Origin of the sequence: Brevibacillus sp. 7WMA2, from assembly GCF_010748895.1 — a bacterium.
Lineage (GTDB): Bacteria > Bacillota > Bacilli > Brevibacillales > Brevibacillaceae > Brevibacillus_B > Brevibacillus_B halotolerans.
In genome coordinates this window covers 2,685,342-2,707,426 of record NZ_CP048799.1, presented here as the reverse complement: position 1 = coordinate 2,707,426, position 22,085 = coordinate 2,685,342, and the positions used below count along the sequence as shown (strand labels likewise).

Annotated in this window: 18 protein-coding genes; 9 read left to right on the top strand and 9 right to left on the bottom strand. The window is 41.6% G+C overall.

What is annotated here, in order from left to right; translation table 11 throughout:
• Positions 1 to 288: 288 nt before the first annotated feature.
• Together GOP56_RS10840 and GOP56_RS10835 are read left to right on the top strand one after the other, a co-directional pair.
• The gene (locus tag GOP56_RS10840; protein WP_163245577.1) at positions 289 to 495 is read left to right on the top strand and encodes a hypothetical protein; all 207 of its coding nucleotides are present in this window, start codon (positions 289 to 291) and stop codon (positions 493 to 495) included.
• 283 nt (positions 496 to 778) lie between these two features.
• Positions 779 to 1,222 (top strand): hypothetical protein, encoded by a 444-nt coding sequence (locus tag GOP56_RS10835; RefSeq protein WP_022583999.1) that lies wholly within the window; start codon positions 779 to 781, stop codon positions 1,220 to 1,222.
• Positions 1,223 to 1,361: 139 nt separating this feature from the next.
• On the opposite strand, the gene GOP56_RS10830 is transcribed toward GOP56_RS10835, so the two are convergent.
• Positions 1,362 to 2,414: a DUF418 domain-containing protein gene (locus GOP56_RS10830; RefSeq protein ID WP_163245576.1), complete on the bottom strand. Its 1,053-nt coding sequence runs from the start codon at positions 2,412 to 2,414 to the stop codon at positions 1,362 to 1,364.
• A gap of 456 nt (positions 2,415 to 2,870) precedes the next feature.
• The gene (locus GOP56_RS10825) at positions 2,871 to 4,019 is read right to left on the bottom strand and encodes an MBL fold metallo-hydrolase (protein ID WP_163245575.1); all 1,149 of its coding nucleotides are present in this window, start codon (positions 4,017 to 4,019) and stop codon (positions 2,871 to 2,873) included.
• 496 nt (positions 4,020 to 4,515) lie between these two features.
• Between GOP56_RS10825 and GOP56_RS10820 the strand changes: the two genes are divergently transcribed.
• The 3 genes from GOP56_RS10820 (at position 4,516) to GOP56_RS10810 (ending at position 7,140) form a co-directional block, all read left to right on the top strand.
• The gene (locus tag GOP56_RS10820; RefSeq protein ID WP_163245574.1) at positions 4,516 to 5,340 is read left to right on the top strand and encodes a copper amine oxidase N-terminal domain-containing protein; all 825 of its coding nucleotides are present in this window, start codon (positions 4,516 to 4,518) and stop codon (positions 5,338 to 5,340) included.
• A gap of 316 nt (positions 5,341 to 5,656) precedes the next feature.
• Complete coding sequence (locus GOP56_RS10815) at positions 5,657 to 6,697, top strand: MBL fold metallo-hydrolase (protein WP_163245573.1); 1,041 nt, start codon at positions 5,657 to 5,659, stop codon at positions 6,695 to 6,697.
• A gap of 233 nt (positions 6,698 to 6,930) precedes the next feature.
• A complete protein-coding gene (locus GOP56_RS10810; protein WP_121472744.1) occupies positions 6,931 to 7,140 on the top strand; it encodes a DUF3006 domain-containing protein in 210 nt (69 codons plus the stop codon).
• Positions 7,141 to 7,373: 233 nt separating this feature from the next.
• Here GOP56_RS10810 and GOP56_RS10805 read toward each other — a convergent pair whose 3' ends face one another.
• Entirely contained in the window at positions 7,374 to 8,798 is a 1,425-nt protein-coding gene (locus GOP56_RS10805) for an aromatic amino acid hydroxylase (protein ID WP_163245572.1), read from the bottom strand.
• Positions 8,799 to 9,178: 380 nt separating this feature from the next.
• On the opposite strand from GOP56_RS10805, the gene GOP56_RS10800 reads away from it, so the two are divergent.
• The 3 genes from GOP56_RS10800 to GOP56_RS10790 all read left to right on the top strand — a co-directional run bounded on the left by GOP56_RS10800 (position 9,179) and on the right by GOP56_RS10790 (position 12,284).
• Positions 9,179 to 10,378, top strand: a complete 1,200-nt coding sequence (locus GOP56_RS10800) for an oxalate decarboxylase family bicupin (protein ID WP_163245571.1) — start codon at positions 9,179 to 9,181, stop codon at positions 10,376 to 10,378.
• Between the two features lie 292 nt (positions 10,379 to 10,670).
• A complete protein-coding gene (rarD, locus tag GOP56_RS10795; RefSeq protein ID WP_003336442.1) occupies positions 10,671 to 11,591 on the top strand; it encodes an EamA family transporter RarD in 921 nt (306 codons plus the stop codon).
• Between the two features lie 87 nt (positions 11,592 to 11,678).
• A complete protein-coding gene (locus GOP56_RS10790) occupies positions 11,679 to 12,284 on the top strand; it encodes a hypothetical protein (protein WP_121472741.1) in 606 nt (201 codons plus the stop codon).
• A gap of 688 nt (positions 12,285 to 12,972) precedes the next feature.
• Here GOP56_RS10790 and GOP56_RS10785 read toward each other — a convergent pair.
• On the bottom strand, positions 12,973 to 13,455 hold the full coding sequence (locus tag GOP56_RS10785; RefSeq protein ID WP_254068377.1) for a hypothetical protein: 483 nt from the start codon (positions 13,453 to 13,455) through the stop codon (positions 12,973 to 12,975).
• A gap of 285 nt (positions 13,456 to 13,740) precedes the next feature.
• On the opposite strand from GOP56_RS10785, the gene GOP56_RS10780 reads away from it, so the two are divergent.
• Entirely contained in the window at positions 13,741 to 15,483 is a 1,743-nt protein-coding gene (locus tag GOP56_RS10780; protein WP_163245569.1) for a methyl-accepting chemotaxis protein, read from the top strand.
• 216 nt (positions 15,484 to 15,699) lie between these two features.
• On the opposite strand, the gene GOP56_RS10775 is transcribed toward GOP56_RS10780, so the two are convergent.
• Genes GOP56_RS10775 through GOP56_RS10755 form a run of 5 tightly spaced genes read right to left on the bottom strand, consistent with a single transcriptional unit; the run spans position 15,700 to position 21,961 of the window.
• Positions 15,700 to 17,481, bottom strand: a complete 1,782-nt coding sequence (locus tag GOP56_RS10775; RefSeq protein WP_174250670.1) for an ABC transporter ATP-binding protein — start codon at positions 17,479 to 17,481, stop codon at positions 15,700 to 15,702.
• A complete protein-coding gene (locus tag GOP56_RS10770) occupies positions 17,439 to 19,250 on the bottom strand; it encodes an ABC transporter ATP-binding protein (protein ID WP_163245568.1) in 1,812 nt (603 codons plus the stop codon). The genes GOP56_RS10775 and GOP56_RS10770 overlap by 43 nt, the downstream gene beginning before the upstream one ends.
• On the bottom strand, positions 19,240 to 20,685 hold the full coding sequence (locus GOP56_RS10765) for an ABC transporter ATP-binding protein (protein ID WP_163246836.1): 1,446 nt from the start codon (positions 20,683 to 20,685) through the stop codon (positions 19,240 to 19,242). Before GOP56_RS10765 ends, GOP56_RS10770 begins: the two co-directional genes overlap by 11 nt.
• Positions 20,682 to 21,362, bottom strand: a complete 681-nt coding sequence (locus GOP56_RS10760; protein WP_003339905.1) for an energy-coupling factor transporter transmembrane component T family protein — start codon at positions 21,360 to 21,362, stop codon at positions 20,682 to 20,684. Before GOP56_RS10760 ends, GOP56_RS10765 begins: the two co-directional genes overlap by 4 nt.
• Positions 21,359 to 21,961 carry an MptD family putative ECF transporter S component gene (locus GOP56_RS10755; RefSeq protein WP_163245567.1) on the bottom strand — a complete coding sequence of 201 codons (603 nt, stop codon included), beginning with the start codon at positions 21,959 to 21,961 and terminating at the stop codon, positions 21,359 to 21,361. The genes GOP56_RS10760 and GOP56_RS10755 overlap by 4 nt, the downstream gene beginning before the upstream one ends.
• Positions 21,962 to 22,085 lie beyond the last annotated feature (124 nt).

The window sequence follows — 22,085 nt, the reverse complement described above, 5'->3', positions numbered from 1 at the left end:
TGATCAGAACCTTGTTTTCAAAATGGATTTTTTATTGTCCATACTACTAAAAATGTAAAAACAATTTGACATTTATTGTTTCTGGATTACAATGATAATGTAAAAGGTTTTTGACATTTAGAAAAAGAGTCATGGAAAATATGAATCTCGATAACAAGAAAAGCTACAGTGGTGCTTTCCTGAGAAAAAGGCAGAGGAAAAAAAGCGTAATAACCTAGCTGTTGTATATAAGTGTTGAAGGAATTTATTACACGCTTGGGTTATTTCCTTTTATGAGGAGGAAAAAATATGAGAAAAGCAGATGAAATGGAAAAATCACATAATGAGAAATCAGCAAGAAATACCTTTATGTTTTATACGATAGCTTTATTAATTTGGTCTTTATATGATCTTCTTAAGACTGGAAGTACTGGAATCCAATTTACAATTTTACTTATTGGAACGGCAATATTTTATTGGACAAGAGTGTACTTAAATCGTAAAGTTCAAGAGTAGAAAAGGTCATTATTGCAAATAACCTTTCAATGTTTACGTCTATCGTCTGACCGTAAGGATGCTGTAGCATCTTACGGTCATTTTTGTTAGAGCTATAAGAGAAATCTTCAAGGAAAGGCATCAAGATGCGGCTACTTATGATAGGTAGTGATTAAATAAGGAAAATATTTACTTTAAATGTAAAAATTTATATAATTCAAATTGTAAGCTATGTATAGGAATAATGAGACACTATATATTTCTTTTCAGAGCTTACACATACAATGGTAAAGGGGTAGTTAGCGTGAGTAGAGCACTATTATGCAAAGCTTTCATGGCAGCAGTATTAACAATTCCACTTGCATCTTCTGTACAAGCAGCACCAGTAGAGCCTGTGAAGCAAGTAAAACAACAAGATTTGAGTTATATCGGATGGTTTAAATTTGAGAAACTCACGAGTATTATAGGACTGGAAGATTATCTGAAATTTACAGTCAGACCTGGTCAAACAGTCAGAATCATGCTTAATCAAACCAATCATTCTTCAACAGAACCACGTGTCCAGTATAGATTTTACGAAATCAACGCAGAGGTTACACCAGATAAGATCTTTGAGATTTATGGGAATGGAAGTCATCAACGTTCTATTTCCTTGCAGCCTGGTACGTATAGTATTGCAGCCGAATTGCACCCTCTCGATACTTCATGGAACCCAGTTGATATCTCAGGGTCGATTTATTTTGAATAATTAAATAAGTACAAAGAGAAACAAGTCTAACATCTGCAAGTAAGTGTTAGACTTGTTTCTTGTTTTATTTTATCTTATCTGACCTAATGATAGCTTACTAGGATACGTGTAATTGTTAGCTAAACACTGTCTGATTAGATTATAAACTGACATGGTAGCTTTTTTTATTTTTTCGAAGCTGGGGAACTTGCCAATACGTAACGATACGCCATACCCATTCCATCGGTCCCATTGTAAAAAAGTTCATCCAAATTACACTAAAGAAAATTTGAATGACATAGACAAGGACACAGAGGTACAAGGTTTGTATATAGGTAATCTGCGCAAATAAATGACATAGATGTCCAATAGCCAAAAGTATAAAGGTTTGCCCCAAATAGTTTGTTAATGCCATACGTCCATAAAGCTTCAGGGGATGAAGCAAAACCTGAGCGAATTTACTTTGCAGCGATAAGATTAGGACACCGACATAGACACTGGAGATAATTGGTCCAATCATAATGCCTATCTGTAAGAAATGATTTGCTTGTTCGATATCAGGATCTCCTGTACCACCTAAAATTATAGGGGGAAAAGGGAGGGCGGGTACCTGTGAGTATTGATACAGAATGCCAGCTATACTAATAAGCAACAAAATACCTGTACCTATAGCGATTTGCTTCGTTTTTTCTGTAAGGCGTTCAAAAAAGCGGTATTGACCGGCTGCCAAACCCAGTAGCATAAGCGGCAGTGTGATCGATGCTTTTATGGCAAAAAAACAGGAAATAGCCAATCCTATCAGCCCGATAACGATGTTTATCTGTTTCTTTACCTTGAAGCATAATAATAAAATGAATCCGTAGATGGCATATTCTCTTAATACTTCTCCACCTAGAAACAGTCCATGAACATATCCAATAGCAAATAAGGCTAGAAGTCGTCGGAAAAATAAGAGATATCCATTGTTACCTTTAGCATTTGCCCTTGTCATAAACAGATAAAAGCCAACACCAAATAAAAATGAGAAGATGGTAAAAAATCTACCTTCTACAAATAAGAATAGAAATCGTTGGTAGGAAGCATCTTTCGTGTTTGCAATCGGATCGCCAATCGTAAGTACAGCAATAATGTTAATAAGCAAAATACCTACTAAAGCAAACCCACGTAAATAATCTAAAGTATCAATTCTCTTGTAGCTTTGCAGTTGCTTCATTTCTCTGTCTTTCTCCTTTGTACATAATGATCTTTATTAGCGTACAAAAAATATGCAGTGCTTAGTATCACATTACCTAACAAAAAGCTTACAGTATTGTAAGATTCCTCAAAAATTACATACCAAGAGAAGCTCGAATCCACTGAATGAATGTGAACTGGGTGGTAAGCTGAAGGAGTAAAAATGAATAATGAAAATTGCTGGGGAAAAATTATTCTTATCTTTGGTATCAAACAAAGATTTGGACTTTCTTTGCCGGATAGAATGCGATCAGAACTTATGGTAATTCGAGGACTATGTAGAGTCTAAATTGTTTCTGTTCTAGAAAAAGAATTTTTACAAATAGAAGGCTACATAAGCTTATCAGGAACAGATGTGCAATCGGATGGATAAAGCCCGCTCAGAGTAGGAAGAGCGGGCATAGATTTTGCTTTTGCAATTATTTTGTTTCAATGTCTAGCGATACGAAAACATCCATTCAGCTACCATCTCAGCATTAGGCGGTGTAGAATATTCAAAGCCATAATATTTTCCATATTTCGGGCGCAGGTTGTCGGTGGCTTTTTTAGAAACAGCGTTTAACCAGGCTGGTAAGAAGGCAGAATGAGCACCTTTTTTCGGGTCAACAAAATCGCCAAATTTCTGGGTTTGTAAAGCATCTCCTACGGCTTTCTTAAGATCTTTGATAAAGGCTAGATCAAAGTCAAAGTCTTTCTTTTCTCCAACGTTTCCATGACCCCCATTAACCCATTTCCATGGTAGCTTACGTGCATCTTGAAGATTTTGCTCATGGTAAAGGAAGGTATCTGAGCCTGCAAATCTCCAAAATGGCGGTTGATCTGGGTTTATTAAGTCAGGTGCGTGAAGCACACCCTCGTCCTTAAGCAGCCAAACCGAATGATCATCCGAATGACCTGCTCGCTGGAATCCATGTAATTGAACAGTTAGATCCTCAAATTTAAATGACCCCTGTGGCCAAGAGATGACCTCTGTCGGGCGAGGAAGCTTACTCTTTAAATAGACTTGTTTGTCGAATGTAGCCTTACTTGCAATAATGCGCGGTTTTGCGCCTGATTTCTTTAATGCAGCAAGCATCTTAGAAGCATCACCTATGTGATCCGCATGGTCATGAGAATAAACAACGCTGGTAATAGGTAATTTGGTCACCTTGCGAACAGCAGCTAAGAGTTGATCTGTACGATCTTCTAATGGATCGAACAGTAATACTCCCTTTTTACCAACAAAGAAGGTTGTACTGTAAAAATTACTCTGAACCCAATACGTACGAGAAGTAAGGCGCTGCAAGATATACTTATCTTTTAAATTTCGATTATATAGCCGATTTATTTTCTCACCAAAATGCAGTACTTTTTTAGCCGATGGCTCCACGTACCGTGCATTTACTGTTGAAGGAGCTTCCTTAATGGTTGTAGCCTTGGTAGCTCCCTTGCTCATTTGACGTACATTCGAGTGGGGATTCACTATTTTTTTGTTTTGGGTTGTCTGGTTACGTCCTACACCTTGATTTGTACCTGCGTTGTTAGAACAAGCTGTTGCAAATAAAGCGATACTAATTCCTATACTCAAGATCTGAAATTTGTTCATGGTGCACCTCCTGTGAGTAGTATAGCCACTAGAAATTTCTATTATGTAGAGGCAGAGGTATGTGGCAGGGGAATGAGCATGGAGGGTGTTATGTATGGATTTTTTTTGTCTAAGTAACTTTTTTTAATACTTTGAATAAGATAACCACGCATAAAGCGAATGAACAATGGTGCTGTCGATATGTAAAGATCGGCGTGATTTTGCTTATGCCAAATAAAGAATGCCAGGCTTTATTTGTAAAACAAAAAGCTCCTCAGCAGTTCATCTGTTGGGAGCTTTTTGTTATGTCATTCGTTGTCTTTTTTATGTATCCTAAAGTAGATTTTTTATGCATATCATTTTTTAAAGCATAAGATTTATTCTTTTATTCTGACGAAATGACAAGGTACGAAAATTGTGCAATACAATAATTACCGTCCCTCTGCAACCTTGAATAATTGTTCCTCGTCAAGAAATCGCAAGCGTATATTCATACATCTTGAGAGGAGAATGAACAATGAAAAAATTGATGTCTACATCCTTGGCTATTGCTCTTATGGTAACCGCAGTACCCGCAGTATTAGCGAAAGAGGAAGATAACGAAAATGCAAAGGGGAAGGGCAAGGTAGCAGTTGAAGTTTCAGTAGATAGCAAAAAGAATGAAGAGAAAGAAAAAAAAGAGAAAAAGGAAAAGACATCCGAAACAGAAGAAACAAAGCAGAATGGCTCTCCAGCTAAGCCAGTACTGGAAAACGTCAAGCTGAAAAAAGAATTGATCGAGTTACGTCAGGAATTGAAGCATTCTACAGAGATTAGCGACGAACAAAAATCTAAATATGAAACACTGGTATCCGAATTAGAAAAGCAAGCGGATATTTCCCAAGCAGTAGAGGTTCAACTGGAACTAGTGGAGCGTTACTATAACAAAGCGGACCGCTCTTCTGTTGAAAAGCTGGGTAAACTTTTAAAGAAAAACGGCAGAGATGAAATTACTACTCTTGTAGATGGTAAGCTTATTACGTCCGATGTAAAGCCATTCATGCAGGGTGGACGAGCTCTGGTTCCGATTCGCGTTATCAGTGCCGCACTTAAAGCAGACGTGAAATGGGATGAAAAAACACGTTCGGTAGTAATTACTCGTGGCAGTCAGTCAATTACTCTATATTTGGATAAAAAAGAAGCAACTGTAAACGGAAAAGTCATCACGTTAGAAACTGCACCTGTCCTAAAAAATGGACGCCTGTTCCTGCCGCTACGTTTTGTTAGTGAACAGTTAAAAACGAGCGTAGATTGGAAGGAAGAGGGGAAAATTGTCTTGATTGACGATTTGCAGGCTAAGTAAAGATTAGATAAACGAATAAAATTCCTATATGATGTGGGTAATTAATATGCATTCCTCGCTAAGGCGGGGGATTTTTTTATATGGGGTATGACATCAGAAGAATGAGATCCGGCGAAATTAATAGGATTAATAAATATACAGGAACCGGATTGTTCAATAGCAGATAAACGTATTAAGAAAAAAATGCACTCTTTTAAAGGAAACATTGGAAAAAGCCTTGAGGTTAGCCGATGAACTTTAGAGGGTGTATTTTTTATGACAGCATACAAGGTAAAGCTTTAGCTAGTATTTTTCGAATCATTTGGAGGTGTACGTGTTGAAAAGAAACATCTTGCTAGTCATTATCATGGCTATGTTTATTCTACCCATGGGCTTGTCTGAAGCGCATCCTGGTAAGACAGATGCCAATGGTGGGCATATTTGCAAAACGAACTGCAATAAATGGGGATTAAAGGATGGAGAGTATCATATTCATCGGGATGGTAAGGTAATCCGTCCAAGTCAATCGAAGCAAGCTCCAGTGTCACAAATCAAAAAACAAGCTGTTCCTGCTGGTAAGCAAGCACCTGCTTCGATCGTTCCAGTATCATCAACTACAAATGATCTAAAAGTCTACTTCCTCGATGTCGGTCAAGGCGATGCTACTTACATAAAAACACCAAAAGGTGACGATATTCTAATTGATGGTGGGAATACGGACAAGGGCGATTTAATGGTCAAATATTTAAAGGACCTCAAGGTCGATGACATCGAGGTTCTCATCATGACTCATCCAGATGCAGATCATATTGGTGGCTTGCACAAGGTCATGCAGAACTTTAAGGTTAAATCTGTATATGCACCCAAAGTAGCTCATACAACCGAGACATACGTAACCCTGTTGAAGCAAATCAAAGGACAAGGCTTATCCATTAAACCAGCAACAGCAGGCACAACGATACCCCTACAGGGCGTTTCTGCTAAATTCGTTGCTCCGGTTGGTACATACCAGAAGGAGTTAAATGAATGGAGTGCTGTTTTACACCTTACTTATGGAGCAACCTCATTTTTATTTACTGGCGATGCTGAGCACAAATCAGAGGCAGATATGCTTAAGAGCAAGCAAGTTCTCAAGGCAGACGTGTTAAAGGTTGGTCATCATGGATCAAATTCCTCTACATCACCTGCTTTTCTGAAAGCCGTAGCCCCTAAATACGCAGTGATCAGCTCCGGGAAGGACAATAAATACGGGCATCCAACCCAAGGCACGCTACAAAAATTACAACAATCAAAAATCATTACATACCGTACAGATCAAAAAGGAACAATTTTAGCTATCAGTAACGGAAAGACGATCACATGTAAAACGGCGAGGTAGAGAGGGGGAAAAATCGGCAGAATGCTAATCTATTGTTCTGCCGATTTTGTAGGAGATTATCTATTGCTTTTTGCAAGTGGTTAAATACCTTACACCAATCGCCCTTTTTAAAAATCCATATGATTACATTCGACGTTTCTATGGTTTTGCTACTATTGACTTATAATGAATGCAAAGTCTTACTGTTACACCCCATAGTAAGACTAGTATATAAAGACTGAGAGGTAGCGAGTATGAAAACAACAAAAGGAATTATCGATCGCTTTGAGGAGAGCATGGTTGTTGTGGAGATTGAGGGTCAGACGTATGATCTTCCCAGAGCTATTTTTCAGGCCGATGTGCAGGTTGGTCAAGTGATACATATTTCTACTGAAGTAGATCAAGCAGAAACGGAGGCTAGAGAAAAAGGAGCTACTGATTTGATGGATGATTTGTTTGAATAAGATATACAGGCAATATGAAGAATACTAGGCTATAGAGCTATATTTCAGAAATTCCTTACCAAGAATGATTGAATTTAAAAAAATGTAGCAGAGGATAGTTTATAACCTAGAAGCCTTAGCACCCTATTTGCGGTGCTTTTTTTCTTGTCCAAATTACATATCAAAATAGGGAGTGGAAAGTCATAAAAAAAATGTCCCAACAGCAGTCGGGACATTCGCGTACTAATCTGATTTTACTCGAAGAATCTTTCAGGATCGGCCGCACCTGCGAATGCGGATACAATTCGCTCGCCCACAGCCATATCGTATGTGCCTTGATCAGATTGGAATAAGGTACGTCCATGATGACTGATCTTGCATTGATGAAAGGACAGAAGCAATATCTTGCCTTCTTGACGAACGATTTCTTCCAATCTTCCTTCTACTGTGATTCCGCCTTCAAGCGTCAGCTTCACGTGTTCATTCATTCTGATGCCATGTGCTTCTAAGTCTCCATCTGTAAACAACTCCAGTGGAAGTGACACACCTTGCAGGCGACCAATTGGAGAAGAAAAACCATCAGCATGTGTAGATTTTCCATGTCCGTTCAATTCCCGATTATTCCAGGCAAGAGCAGTCGGACCCTCCATGCGGAAGAAAACAATCTCACTATTTTCAGCGTATACCATTGACTCTAAGGTTCCTGTTACCTGTAAACCAGAGCTGTACACTACTGTGGAGGTAGCACCTGAACGAAGGGCTTTTTCCATAGCAACCCTCCCACCTGTATGAAAGGCCATGCGATGCTTGAAACGTTCAACAGAATCAAGCAACTGGTCAAAGCTTTCACAAACAAATAGCTGCGGCTGCATTTTGGTTATATCAAATGCTGTGTGGATGGTTTCCTCTAAAGAGAATGGGCGCTTGATTACAGCATCAGTTAAACAGTGTCTGCTCTCCTCAATAGAAGAAAGTAATCCAGCACCGTATAGCAATGGCTGTTCTAGTTTGCCGAATAATCCGTATTCTACAGTCCACCAGTATAATCGAGCAATCTCTTCTGCTTCTGATACACCTGTTACTGTGCTCTGCTTGACATCGAGAATTTCTTTGGCTAGCTGAACCTCTTCTTGTGTCGCCAGCGGGTCCTCCATTAATTTGGAGTACGCACGAATCGCTTCAAAAACCTCATGCTCTTCTCTAGTAGCAAATGCTTTAGCGCCAATTTGGCCAAAACGTTTAACATAATCGGCATACCACTTATCGCTTAGGATAGGAGCATGACCGGCCGCCTCATGGATAATGTCAGGTGCCGGAGTGTAGTCGATATGCTCAGGCTTACGGATATCAGTAGCGATCGGAAGAATTCCACGCGATTGAAAATCAAAGAAAACCACGGCAGGTATAAATCCGTCTATCGTAACAGCCCCCCAGCCAGATGGCTGTAAGCATTGGTTCATTTCTTCCACACGAGGAATATGATCTAGGCTTATCCCTGTTTTACGTAATCCATCTACATATGCAGGATGAGCCACATCCTTTAAAAAATTGTAGTTTCGGTGCAAGACATGACGCCACACTTGTTGGTCAACTTCTGTATATTTATCATAATTTTGTTCAACGACGTAGGGTTGAAGATGTTTGGGGATAACGAAATTTGGTTTAGTAGTAGCCTGCATAATAATGTCCTCCTGTCCCATCCTAGCTCTTGTCAGCTTAAGAGTGGGTTGCTTCACTTTTTCGCTTTTAAGCTGTTATGCTTTTAAGTGATAAAGTATAGGGATAAGTATATGCTGGGAAAATAAGATCGTCAATATGGCTGGAAATATTCATGCAATTTAGTTAATTTGTGGTTTGTACATGTATTTGTTTGTAAAAGGCTAACGTAGCTAACCATCGCGTGGGAATTTACCGCCGATTGCGGGGAATGATATTTCGTTACATCAAGGCATGAATGACATTAATGATGGGAAGTCATAATGCGCAAATTTATGTCATACATTATTTGATGAAAAAAAGTCCCATGCTTGTAGTAGCTAAGTGAGAGGAGCGAGTGTTTATGGTAAACAGACATTTAGATGCGGATCAAGGCCCATGTGAAGGTATACCGCAGCCCACCAGAAAAGATGGTGCTGGAGCGACTGATCCCGGTCCTCGTGACATTATGCGCGATATTGAAAATCCCGATTTGCTTGTCCCGCCAATTACAGATGCAGGACTAATTCCCAATTTAAAATTTTCTTTCTCCGATACACATATGCAATTAAATCATGGTGGCTGGTCGAGAGAGGTGACTGTTAGGGAACTCCCGATTGCAACAACACTTGCTGGGGTAAATATGCGGTTAACGCCTGGCGGAGTGCGTGAGTTACATTGGCATCAGCAGGCAGAATGGTCTTATATGATAGTAGGGAGAGCGCGGATAACCTCAGTCGATCAAGATGGAAGAAACTTTATCGCCGATGTTGGACCGGGTGATCTTTGGTATTTTCCCCCAGGAATTCCTCATTCCATTCAGGGCCTAGAAGAGGGCTGTGAGTTTTTGCTTGTATTTGATGACGGAAGCTTCTCTGATCTGAATACTTTATCCATCACGGATTGGTTTGCGCATACTCCCAAGGATGTTTTATCAGCCAATTTTGGTGTACCAGAGGATGCCTTTGCTAACATTCCTTCTGATCAGGTTTATATCTATCAGGATAAGGTTCCAGGTCCACTAGACAGTCAAAAAGTCCGCTCCCCTTATGGGACCGTTCCTAAAAGCTTTACATATCGGTTGCTAGCTCAAAAGCCAATTCGTACACCTGGGGGAAGCGTTAGAATTGTGGATTCCTCTAATTTTCCGGCTTCAAAAACAGTTGCTGCTGCTTTGGTTGAAATTAAACCAGGAGCAATGAGAGAATTGCATTGGCATCCGAATAATGACGAGTGGCAGTATTATTTATCCGGTGAAGGAAGAATGACTGTGTTTGCAGGAGACGGTGCAGCACGTACATTTGATTACAGAGCTGGGGATGTTGGTTACGTGCCATTTGCCTACGGACATTATGTTCAGAATACTGGTGACCAAACATTGTGGTTCTTAGAAATGTTTAAAAGTGATCGATTTGCCGATATGTCTTTAAATCAATGGATGGCACTTACTCCCCGTGATCTGGTGAAGGATAATTTACAGGCTGATTCTGAGCTATTGAATGTATTACGCAAGGAAAAATGGCCGGTTGTTTCGTATCCGGGCTTTACTTATAATCCTAAATGATAACCTGATGCAAAATTGTAAAATTGATAAATAGATAGATAAATAGGTAAATAGGCAAAGGTTTCCCACCGGGTGTAAATGTAACGCGGTTGGAAGCCTTTTTTTGTGTCAAGGGTGAAAACGAATTAGGGGTTTGATTTACTGTGTAAGAATGGTAAACATACACGTACAGAACTTTCAACCTTTTGAGAGCGCAAACAAATAAGTGTAATTTCCTCCAAAACTTCTTTGATATAAAATGTGAATTCTTGTATGATTAAGAACAATTCGAGAAAGAAAGAGATGGAGAAATATGCAGAAAGAACAGAGAGCAGGAATCCTTTATGCTATAGTGGCGTATGCCATGTGGGGATTCCTGCCGATTTATTGGAAAAGTGTCAGTTTTATACCACCAGGAGAGATTTTAGCTCATCGTATTTTATGGTCATTGATTTTTTCAATTGTGTTAGTAGGACTAAGTAAGAAGTGGAGCCGAGTTTTGGAATTTATGAAAAAACCCAAGAGTCTACTGCTATTTTTACTGGCTTCCGTCTTAATTAGTGCGAACTGGATGATTTACATATGGGCTGTCAACGCCGGTCATATTGTAGAGACGAGTCTAGGCTATTATATTAATCCTCTGCTTAATGTCGCGTTAGGTATGCTATTTTTTCGAGAACGGTTAGATTTCTGGCAACTTATCTCCTTACTTTTTGCGGCAGTAGGCGTATGCTGGATGGCGATTAATTTTGGACAACTTCCGTGGATTTCCCTTTCTTTAGCCTTGTCATTTGGGATTTATGGGGTTGTAAAAAAACTGATTCAAACAGACTCGATTACCTCATTAACATTAGAGACGGTTCCGGTTGCCTTGATTTCGTTTGTCTATATCTGCTGGTTGCAAAGCCAAGGTGTTGGGTCGTTTGGAGCGGCGGACTGGGGAACAGATTTATTGCTGATTGGATCGGGAGTAGCTACCGCAATGCCGCTTCTTGCATTTGCTTCAGCAGCGCAACGCATTTCTCTTTCTACATTAGGCTTTATCCAATACCTAGCTCCTACGATACAATTGGCGATCGCTGTATTTTTGTATAAAGAATCGTTTACAGATAGCCATCTTTTAAGCTTCGTTTGCATTTGGGTAGCGCTTATCCTATACACACTGTCCCGAACTCCGATCATGCAAGCCTGGCAACCAGCGTTTTTTAAACAGCGGATTGAAAAGCGGACATAAAAATTGTTCGCTTTCTCTACTTCCCTACTATTTATGAAGATAACAATGCAATATGACGAATCATGTAAAATATAAGGAGGGGTATTTTTGAAAAAGTATATAGCTTTGTTGGCAGTATTGGTTGGCGTAATTGGACTAGCGGTTTTCGGAAATAACGAAGAGACGAATGCTTCCATTGAAAAAAAGAATCTGTCGCTTTCTACTAGTCCGCAGTCAAATTTGAAACAAGAGGAAAGAAAAGAAGCGGGTACATTTACACATATGACCACAGACGAGTACCTCAGTCGTTATAACAAATTGAAAGCAGAGTTAGCCAGTCAAAACATTGATATTTTGCCATTTACTCTCGAAGTAGAAAAGAAGACGAATTTTTATCGATTCTATTATCCCAAACAAGAGAAGTACACAAAGGACGAAGCTAAATGGGTAAGTGTAATGCTACAGAGTGATGGAAAAACGATAGATGGGTTGATGTTTCAGGGGACTCCCGATTTACATACCACCAAGGCGATGATTCAAGCCACTGGCATCGTCTGGTCAAATCAGCTAGATCAATTGCTTACAGGTGGAAGCACTGCTAAGGCTTTTGAAGAAATAAAGGTTGGGGGAGTGAAAATTTCGATAAAAAGAGATTCTAGTGATATCACTGTGATGATTGATCCAGTTAGATTAGACCCTCCCAAAAAATTGTAGAACCAGCTAGGTCAGTTTGGAAGCTTAATAGGAGCTATTCCTATGGGGGGCTGTTAAATGAATAGACTCTCTAAGAAGATGCGGAAGGACAATATCCCATGCACGTTAATCTGCCTGATAGGACAGCAATTTGTCAGCATGAACATCTGCAATGGGGGTTGCTCATTACGGCTGATATATGCATTTCATCACTTTTAATTTAGTTAGGATTGAAATTTTTAACATAATGTAAAATTAAGTCATAATTACAGTTTAGTTAACTTTTTTGTAGTAGATCGGGAACGGTTATTATATAATATCTTTCGATCAGAAACTTCGATAAGGGGTGTGGTACATATTAACATTTACACCGAACCTCCTAAAAGATGCTCCATATGTAGAAACCAAAAGTTTCACAAAACAGAATCCCGCATACAGATATTCGATGATATTATAGACGGTGAACCAAGAAAAATAGAGGTAAAGCGTCAACGATATAGATGCCCGAATTGTCTGGCTAAGATATGGGATAAGGTTCAAGGAGCGTGTTCATATCGAAGGAAATCTTATGTCTTTATGGAAATGGAAAGGGAGCAATTGTCCCAAATAAGCGCAGAAAAATCGTAAATAAAGAGAGATTGTTGCGTTTATAACCCTCTAAATGATATTTAGAGGGTTTCGTTTTTTATTTGCTGCATGTTCCAGTTTCTTATGCTGGAATTTGTTCCAAAACAAAATCGACATGGATTGGGAATTCATCATTGACTAGAATATGTACACTTAAGCTTTGCTCTTGCTGAGGTAAGGTATCGCCCGAATAAATATTTTTAAGTAGGCCAACATTCGTAAACTCAACTTGAGCATCGATTGCTTGATAGCTGGTAATGGCATGTCCTCGTACCATATCTGCGAATTCTTCAAGTACACTTCTTCTCATTTCGTCATCAACCATGTCTAGCGGGATACTGAAGGATTGAAGTAAAACGTGAAGAGCATCCTCTTCCATGCCAATAATAATGTCCCCCGTAACATCACCCGTTATTTGGGAAACAACTCGATGGGACTGACTGTAGGTATAAGGTGATTTTTGTAGCTGCACATCTTGGCGCTGTATATTAATTCCTAATGAACCTAGTACAGTTGTCAGTCCTTTGAGATACGCATTTAATATTTTTACATCCACAATTCTCATCCTTTTCCGGTTTGTGAGTTCTTCCTTTATATATCGGTATTTTTGTGAAAAGATTAACAGCTACTTACCAAACAAAATTGCTGACCCATTTCCCAATCTTCAATTTCGCCTTCTCCTTTTTCTCTGAAGCAAGTAAGCTAGTTTTCAGATTTTTCTACGGGGTAATTTTTTCCACTAATTAGATAGCTCCGTTTCTACGATATTTATAAGGATAGAGTGAATGGCGATTGTAGGAAAAAAACATCCATTTTGTCATATGAGAAAGTCCCTAAAGGAGGAGAGACTGTGAAGATTCAAATCGCTTCTTTAAGAGCCAAACTTACGATTTTATGCTTAGCCATCTTACTAGTACCTACCTTGCTTATTGGAATCACTACCTATGGGTCTACAAAGCAGGAGCTAGATCAGACAGGTCAGGCAGCCCTACAAAAAAATGTAAAAATGGTAATTGGTATGATTGACCTAATGAATGAGCGAGTTGAGGCAGGACAGCTAACATTAGAAGAAGCTCAGGAAAAGGTACGTCAGGAGCTACTAGGTACAAAAAATTCTGAGAACAAGCGTCCGACTAAAAAGGAGTACACGACAGGCGAAACCGGCTATGTCTGGGCAATCAATGAGAAAGCTGTGTCTGTCATGAATCCAGCCAATGAAGGCCAAGATCTTTCCGATGTCATCACACAGGACGGTGTTTTATTGGCGAAAGAGTTAGTTGAAAAGGGAACTTCCGGCGGCGGATTTGTGAGGTACAAATGGCAGATCGCCAATTCTGATGAGGTTGAGACTAAAGTGTCTTATGTCGAGTTAGAGCCGCATTGGGGATGGATTGTGGGTTCGGGAGCCTATCTTACCGAGTTTAATAAAGGAGCTAATAACATTTTGACCTTGGTAGCTCTGATTGGTTCCGTTTCTACGGTTGTTGGGATAATTATGGTTAACTTTTTCTCAAGGCTATTTACGAAACCAATTGTTTTGGTGGCCCAGCAGTTGAACAGGGTAGCCGATGGTGATCTTACAATAGAAGAATTGAAGATTACCTCCAAGGATGAAATAGGCAATTTGGCAAAAGATTTTAATTACATGATCAAAAATATACGCCATCTGATTAGTGAAGTGGACTTATCAGCACAACGAGTAGCTGGTTCCGCAAAGGAATTAACAGCTAGTGCAGAAGAGACAAGCAAGGCAAATGAACAAATTACGCTTGCTATTCAGGAAGCAGCGAGTGGTGCTGAGGAGCAACAAAATGCTCTTTATAAAACAACAAGCTCCATTGAGGAAATCTCAGTTGGTATGCAACGGATAGCAGAAAGCTCGTCCTCTATTGCAGAAACGTCTACAGAAACGAGAGAAACGGCAGAGGATGGTGGACTAGCTGTACAAAAAACAGTTCAGCAGATGAATTCCATCCATAAATCGGTTAATGAATCAGATGCTGTGATTAAGCTTCTTGATAAGCGTACAAATGACATTTCCGGAATGTTAAGTGTCATTACAGATATATCAGCTCAAACCAATCTACTAGCTTTAAATGCTGCGATTGAGGCTGCAAGAGCTGGCGAACATGGTAGAGGCTTTGCAGTAGTTGCCGAAGAGGTCAGAAAGCTGGCAGATCAGTCCACGCAGTCCTCGAACCAAATTACGCAGCTACTAGAAGAGATACAGCAAGATATGAATCAATCCATTCAGACTATGAGCAAGGTCAAAGAGGAAGTTCAGACGGGGATTGAGATTGCAAACGATACGGATCAGAAGTTTAAGAACATTCTTTCTTCAACGGGATATATTTCTCAGCAGATCGAAGAATTAGCTAGCATTAGTCAACAGATATCAGCGAGCTTGCACGAAATTTCAGCAAGTGGAGAAAATGTGTCTCGTATTGCCCAACAAGCAACGGATCATTCGCAAAATATTGCTTCTTCAGCAGAGGAACAGCTTGCTTCGATGGAAGAGGTAACTGCATTGGCAAACTCTCTGTCTACCATGGCTGAAGAGCTGCAAAAGCTTACCCGTACTTTTACGTATTAACGCTAGGTATTCAAAATAAAAAAACACCTTCACAGTTGTGGAGGTGTCGGGCTGCCGAGAAACCTCGGCGGCTTATTTTGTTATCAGATTGATGTGCTGGCGGGTGCTACATTGCCACTATCTTGCTAAAAAGGCTCAGAGAAAGTGATCAAAGAGAGTGCTTTCTCTGAGCCTTTTTCAATAAAGCGATCTCACTGGTTCAAGGGGGGGAATCTATTAGGCTGTAATTCTCCAGCCATTCGTTTTGGTCTGAAGCTCCCACAGCTTCGCATATAACCCCGCGTTTTGGATAAGCTCCTCATGCTGCCCTTCTTCGACGATTTTGCCTTTGTCCAGCACGATAATTTTGTCTGCGTTGACCACGGTTTTCAATCGGTGAGCGATCATGATGACGGTACGCTTTTTAATCAGGCGATTGATTGCTCTTTGCATTTCCACCTCGTTTTCTGGATCGAGCGAGGAGGTGGCCTCATCAAGCAGGATCACGGGGGCATTTTTGAGTATGGCTCTGGCGATGGAAATGCGTTGACGTTCGCCACCAGAGAGCGTAGAACCACCTTCCCCGATCATGGTGTCATAACCCTGAGGCAGCTTCATGATAAAATCATGGCAGCAAGCTTCTTTAGCAGCTTCCTCAATTTCTGCTTGCGTAGCGTTCTCGCGTCCATAGCGGATATTGTTGCCGATTGTGTCCTGGAACAAGTAAACGTCCTGAAATACCATGGAGATTTTTTTCATAAGCTTTTCTGGGTCCATTTCACTTACATCGCTACCGCCAAACAGCACTTTCCCTTGCTGAGGGTCGTAAAATCGTGCAATCAGGCGCAGCAGTGTGCTTTTTCCACTTCCTGAAGGGCCAACGATCGCGGTAAGCGTCCCTTCCTTCATTTCCATAGAAACATTGTCTAGCACGATGTTCTTGTCGTAGCCAAAGGTCACGCTGTCAAAGCGGATATCATGAGCTTCGGGAGGTTCGTTTTCACCCTTCATGACAGGCTCATTTAATAGACTAACGATGCGTTCTCCAGCCATGGCATCATATTTGAACGCTGGCAGGCGCATGATAGCAACCGATAGTGGATCAAAAACACGGGTACCCACTAACAAAAATGTAGCAAACAAAGGAACTGAAATTTCTCCGCCCAATATGAGATAAACTCCCACGATGGTCATTAAGGACACGCCAGTTTGCATAAAGGCCATGGCAACTAAAAAGAATGGCCCTAGCGCCCCCTCCAGCTTAATGCTTTCCTTCATATAACGATAAAAAGACTGTTTTAATCTTGTAAAGTTCTCACCGCGCAGATTGTATGCCTTGATTACTTTCATCCCTAACAGGTATTCCTGCAAACAATTTGCCAAAACGATCTTGGCAGCGGAGTGACTCTTGCCAAGTTTTCGTTCTAAACCGGAAATACTCCATAGCAACAGCACAGCTACGGGTAACCCTGCAAGCATAGCTACAGCCATTCGCCAGTCTATAAACAGCAGACCAAAGAAGGTCAAAATGGGGATAATCGCACCGCTTACAAGCTGAGGTAGAATATTTGTCGCGGCATTTTCTAGATGAGTAAAATCATTCATCATCATATGGCCAAGTTCTCCGGGGTCCTTTTTCATGAGGAATCCTAAAGGGAGCTTGCGCATATGCTCTGCTAGCTGTGTCCGTCCATCAGCAGAAGATTCGTAAGCACTGCGGTAGGTGGAACGGTAAGACATCCGCTCACATAGAAACACAAGGACAAGGAAAAATAGCATGCCTCCCCATATGAGCCAGAGAGTTTGCATGTTCAAAGAGGATTGTCCTGTCGCATAGTAGGCATAAATCATACTTACTGCTGCGGCCAGGCATCCGAACGGAAATATATTGACTAGGTTGGCCAAAACAGCCCAAAGGATGGGCTTCCATATTTTCTTTGGTTCACCCGCAGTAATGTTGTAAAGCTGTTCCCTTATCACACGAATTCCCCCTCCTTCTGCGAAATGTCGATTTTCCATTCTGCTGAGGATGTATAGGCGTCCCACATGCTTTTGTATAAACCATTATGAGCAAGAAGCTCGCTATGGGTTCCGAGATCGTCGATTTGCCCTTCCTTTAGGACAATGATCTGATCTGCTTCGCATATAGTTGTCAAACGATGGGCAATGATCAATACCGTTTTGTCCTTGATAAGCTCGCGTAGCGCAAGCTGCATCTGGTATTCATTTTCCGGATCTGCATAAGCGGTAGCTTCATCGAGTACAAGAATAGGGGAATTCTTCAGGATGGCTCTTGCCACAGATACTCGCTGTTCCTCGCCGCCTGACAGATAAACCCCGCCCTCGCCAATTAGCGTATCGTAACCATTTGGCAAACGCTCAATAAATTCATGACATTGCGCTGCCCTCGCTGCTTCATAGACCTCATCCTGCGTTGCAGTTGGCCTGCCCGCCAAAATATTATTGTAGAGTGTATCGGAAAACAGAAACGTATCCTGAAAGACAAAGGACAGGGTGTCCATTAGCTCATTCATTTTCATGTCGCGGATATCCACGCCGCCAATGGTGATGCTTCCTTTTTGCACGTCCCAAAACCGTGGGATTAACTGGGCGACAGTGGATTTTCCCGAACCGGATGGGCCGACCAGCGCAGTGATTTTGCCCTGGGGCGCCATCAAGCTGATTCCCTGCAAAACCTCTGGGCTGCCTTCATCTCCGTATGAAAAGGAAACCTCATGGAAGCCGATGTCATAAGACGATGGCTTTTTGCCGATTTTAGGCTCTTTGATGGTTGCTTCCTTGAACATACCGTCAATGCGATTAACCCCTTCAACAATTGTGTTAAGGGTGGAGGCAAAGCTGTTTAATTTGAAAATCGGCGTGGAAATACCTGGTGACAAAACGAGAAAAAACAGCAATGTTGCGGCAAAGGCGATGTTATGTGGATCTGTGCTGATAAAAAACAGTCCGACAGGTAAAAAGAAAGTTGCTAATGATAAAAGGATGACTTTAAAGGAAACATAGCCGTTTTGAAAATTATCTGTATAAGTCACACTAAAATTACGGTAATGCAGCATGTCTTCATGGAATTTTCGAAAAGAGTGAACGGTTTGCCCAAAGATTTTGATAGAGGGCATCCCCCGTACGTACTGGATGGATGAAGTATTAATGTTTTCTAGTGCGTCAAAATACTCCTTCAATCCCTGCTTTGCTTTTTTGCCGGCCATCATGGAGAATTGGGCGGCAAATCCAATCAGCATGGGGATGATGCAAGCCAGTGCAAGCCAAATATTAAGTGAAAACATCGTGACAATAATTGCTATGATCATGACGATCGTGTTAATCAAATCGGGTAGCTGATGGGCGATGAACAGTTCGATTTTTTCTACATCCAGCTCAACGATTTTTTTGATTTTACCTGTAGCATTTTTAGTAAAGTAGCCAAGAGGGAGCGCCCCGATATGATCTGACAGCTTGACTCTAATGCCATAGAGGATGCGAAAAGCGGCAATGTGCGAAAGCATTCCGCCGACATACATGAAGAAATAACCCAGTAGCATACCTACAATGCCCCAAATAGCCCACTGTAGGATGTACGCAGCGTTCACAGAGGAAATATCAGAAGCATGTGTTAAAAGCTCAGTCATCACATAATAGACTGAGAGATACGGAACCAGCATCAAAAACACGCTTACGGTAGACAGAATTGCTGACCACACCATAAGTGACTTTTTTTCACCGGCAAGCTCGATTAGCCTTGAAATTCCCTTTTTTTTCTTAGCTTTCAACAGTTATCACTTCTTTCTGCCGATTCTTCAGTTCAATGACTTGATCGCAGGCTAATTCGGAAAGGATGTTGTCGTGCGTAATGATGAGGACGATTTTGCCGGCCTGCGCTAATTTTTTTACCCATGCAACAACCTTGAGTACGCTGTCGCCGTCAAGTCCGCTGGTCGGCTCGTCGAGTATGATTAATTCCGCATCTGAACAATAAGCCGCTGCCATGGTTACTCGCTGCTTTTCTCCGCCGGAAAGGGAGGCAGGGTGCCGATCTCGAAGCTCTCCTAAGCCAAAGGCATCCAATGCCTCATAGGCCTTCAAACGAAGCGAATCATCCACACGTCTGCCTAAAACAATCTCATTGCCTACACTGTCTGCATAGAGCTGATAGTCGGCATCCTGCATGACAAGATAGCTGGAGGCGCGTCGTTGGCTTGCCGATAATCGGCTTCCTTGACTGAAAATCACCCCTTTTTGCTGGCGCAGAAGACCGCACAGAACTTTGCTTAGGGTGGTTTTCCCCGTTCCGTTTTCCCCTGTCAGTGCGGTAACCTCTCCTTTCAAAAGCGTGATGTCAACGTCTGTAATCCCATCGCCTTTTCTTTTGTATCGATAGGTAAGCTTCCGACCCTCCAGAGCAGGGAGGGACTTCGGCACTTCAGTTGATTTGTTTTCCGATAGGCATGTAATCATATCAGGGTGGCGCAGACCATATGGACGTACGTCTTCATAGGAAAGCTGAGCAAATTCTTCTTTCGTCCATGTTCGTGCGATCTTTCCTTTATCCATGCAGACAAATAGATCGGCAACAGGCAAGAATGGGTGTAACCGATGCTCGCTGATGAAGAGGGTAGTGCCGTTTTTCTTAAGCCTACTCAGGATTTCAATCAGATTCTGCGTAGAGTGATGATCTAGATTGGCAGTAGGCTCGTCAAGCATCAGAAGCGGTGGTGAAAGAACAGACACTGCCGCAATGGCCACCCGCTGTTTCTGTCCACTAGATAGCATATGAAGAGGACGGTCGAGCAAATGAAAGATATCTAGCTCTTTCGCTTGTTTTTCCATTCGGTTCATAATCTCTTGTGGCGAAACGCCGAGGTTTTCGGCTGAAAACGCCAGCTCGTCCCGCACGGTTTCCATGAAAAACTGGCTACGGGGGTCTTGAAACACAACACCCATGAGTCTGGTTCGTTCCTCTGGACTAAGAGAGGCAGGACTTCTTCCGCCAACATGTACCTGTCCAGTGAGGCTACCAGCATAAAAGCTGGGTGCAAGTCCGTTGATCAGGCGCATGATCGTGCTTTTACCGCAGCCTGAACGGCCGCAAAGCACAACGCATTGCCCAGCCTTTACAGCTAAATTGATTTGCTTTACACCGTTTTCGTTCTCGGCTTCTCCGCCTTCATGTTCATAGCGGAAGGTGACGCCGTTTAACTCAATCACAAGTTCAGACCTCCTGTCCAATAAATCGCTGTCCCGGTCAGCGTATAAAGCCCCACCGCCATGCCGTCTATGGCCCGAAAGCCTACTGGATGGATAGAGGTTCTGGCGCAGCCGCACTCAATGCCCCGCAGCTCTGCGGACGAGGCTAATTCAGTCGATAGCTTGAGGCAACGGACGATCAACGGCATAAAAAAGCACTCGTAGGCCATGGCTGGATGTAAGAGAGCGCTATACCACTGGGGAAAAATGCCTCTGGCCCTGATGCCATTTCGAATTGCTTTCATTTCAAGCCAAACAACCGGGAAAAAGCGGTTCAGAATGCAGACCATGATAAGCACAGCTTTTGGGATGCGTAACCGTTCAAAGGCACACATGATACTGCTTGGAGTCGAAATCATCAGCATTGTCCCGATCATGACCATCGGAACCGTTCTGGCAAACGTATAGAGAATAATAATGATTGTTCCTGCACCTTCTGGCAGAATCGTTAAAATTGTCATTAGAGCGATATATGACAGCACAAAAAAAAGCGCTTTTCTGGGCTGTTTGTTGCAAATTAAATAAAGTGCGCAAGCAAGCACCATCAAATGTGCCTGCAATGAACTGCTCACAAGCGTGGAGAGGATGCTTGTTAAAATCAGCACCAATAAATGCGTTTTGGGACCAAGAATGCTCATACCAGCTTTGCCTTTTTCACATGTTTTTTCATCAGCAAATTCCCGATAAAGCAACCAACTAGCCCACCGATAGCAGAGATTGTGCACATGATCAGTATCATGCTTGGCGTATCAAAATAATAAAGCATGGCTTCAAGCTGTTCTGGAGAGTAGCTTTTCTTCAAAATAGCTAAATATTGCTCGCGGAAGAAAATAAGCGGTACAACGCCGCAAAGAGACCAGCCAACATAAAAAATTGCGTATCCAATGGCATTGCGGACAGTGCTCTTATAGGCAGCGCTTCCCCAAAGGATTATTTCGCAGATAATTCCGATCACAGCTAGTGTAAGCAGATAATAGGCATAACCAAAAGCTACGAAATACAAGCCTGTAATGATGCACGTAAAGAACAGTACACCGCGTTTGTTAATTTTGTTGGACATAACCATATAGATCGGCCCATTAAACAGTGCAGCGGCTCCTCCTACAACCAGATAAGAAACAACCGTAAAAATTGGGCAAATCGTCATAATAATGAGCATCACCACATTGAAAATGGCAAGTGTAATGAAATCACGCATTTTCCATCTGTTTTGAGAGATTTCTGTCTGTGTTTGCATGTTAAATCCTCCTGTTTTTTCACATGTAGTCGATCGGCGTCCGCTGAGGCGGTTAGGCGGGATTTCCTGTACTGCCGAATTGTTTTCTTTTGCCTCCTGTCTGTTGACATGAGCCTTTATTTCA

Excerpts from the sequence above, each read along its gene's own strand:
- GOP56_RS10805 (WP_163245572.1), bottom strand. The coding sequence starts at position 8,798 with ATGCAGGCTACTACTAAACCAAATTTCGTTATCCCCAAACATCTTCAA.
- GOP56_RS10755 (WP_163245567.1), bottom strand. The coding sequence starts at position 21,961 with ATGCAAACACAGACAGAAATCTCTCAAAACAGATGGAAAATGCGTGAT.
- GOP56_RS10775 (WP_174250670.1), bottom strand. The coding sequence starts at position 17,481 with ATGGAAAATCGACATTTCGCAGAAGGAGGGGGAATTCGTGTGATAAGG.
- GOP56_RS10800 (WP_163245571.1), top strand. The coding sequence starts at position 9,179 with ATGGTAAACAGACATTTAGATGCGGATCAAGGCCCATGTGAAGGTATA.
- GOP56_RS10785 (WP_254068377.1), bottom strand. The coding sequence starts at position 13,455 with ATGAGAATTGTGGATGTAAAAATATTAAATGCGTATCTCAAAGGACTG.
- rarD (WP_003336442.1), top strand. The coding sequence starts at position 10,671 with ATGCAGAAAGAACAGAGAGCAGGAATCCTTTATGCTATAGTGGCGTAT.
- GOP56_RS10830 (WP_163245576.1), bottom strand. The coding sequence starts at position 2,414 with ATGAAGCAACTGCAAAGCTACAAGAGAATTGATACTTTAGATTATTTA.
- GOP56_RS10810 (WP_121472744.1), top strand. The coding sequence starts at position 6,931 with ATGAAAACAACAAAAGGAATTATCGATCGCTTTGAGGAGAGCATGGTT.
- GOP56_RS10825 (WP_163245575.1), bottom strand. The coding sequence starts at position 4,019 with ATGAACAAATTTCAGATCTTGAGTATAGGAATTAGTATCGCTTTATTT.
- GOP56_RS10840 (WP_163245577.1), top strand. The coding sequence starts at position 289 with ATGAGAAAAGCAGATGAAATGGAAAAATCACATAATGAGAAATCAGCA.
- GOP56_RS10760 (WP_003339905.1), bottom strand. The coding sequence starts at position 21,362 with ATGAGCATTCTTGGTCCCAAAACGCATTTATTGGTGCTGATTTTAACA.
- GOP56_RS10820 (WP_163245574.1), top strand. The coding sequence starts at position 4,516 with ATGAAAAAATTGATGTCTACATCCTTGGCTATTGCTCTTATGGTAACC.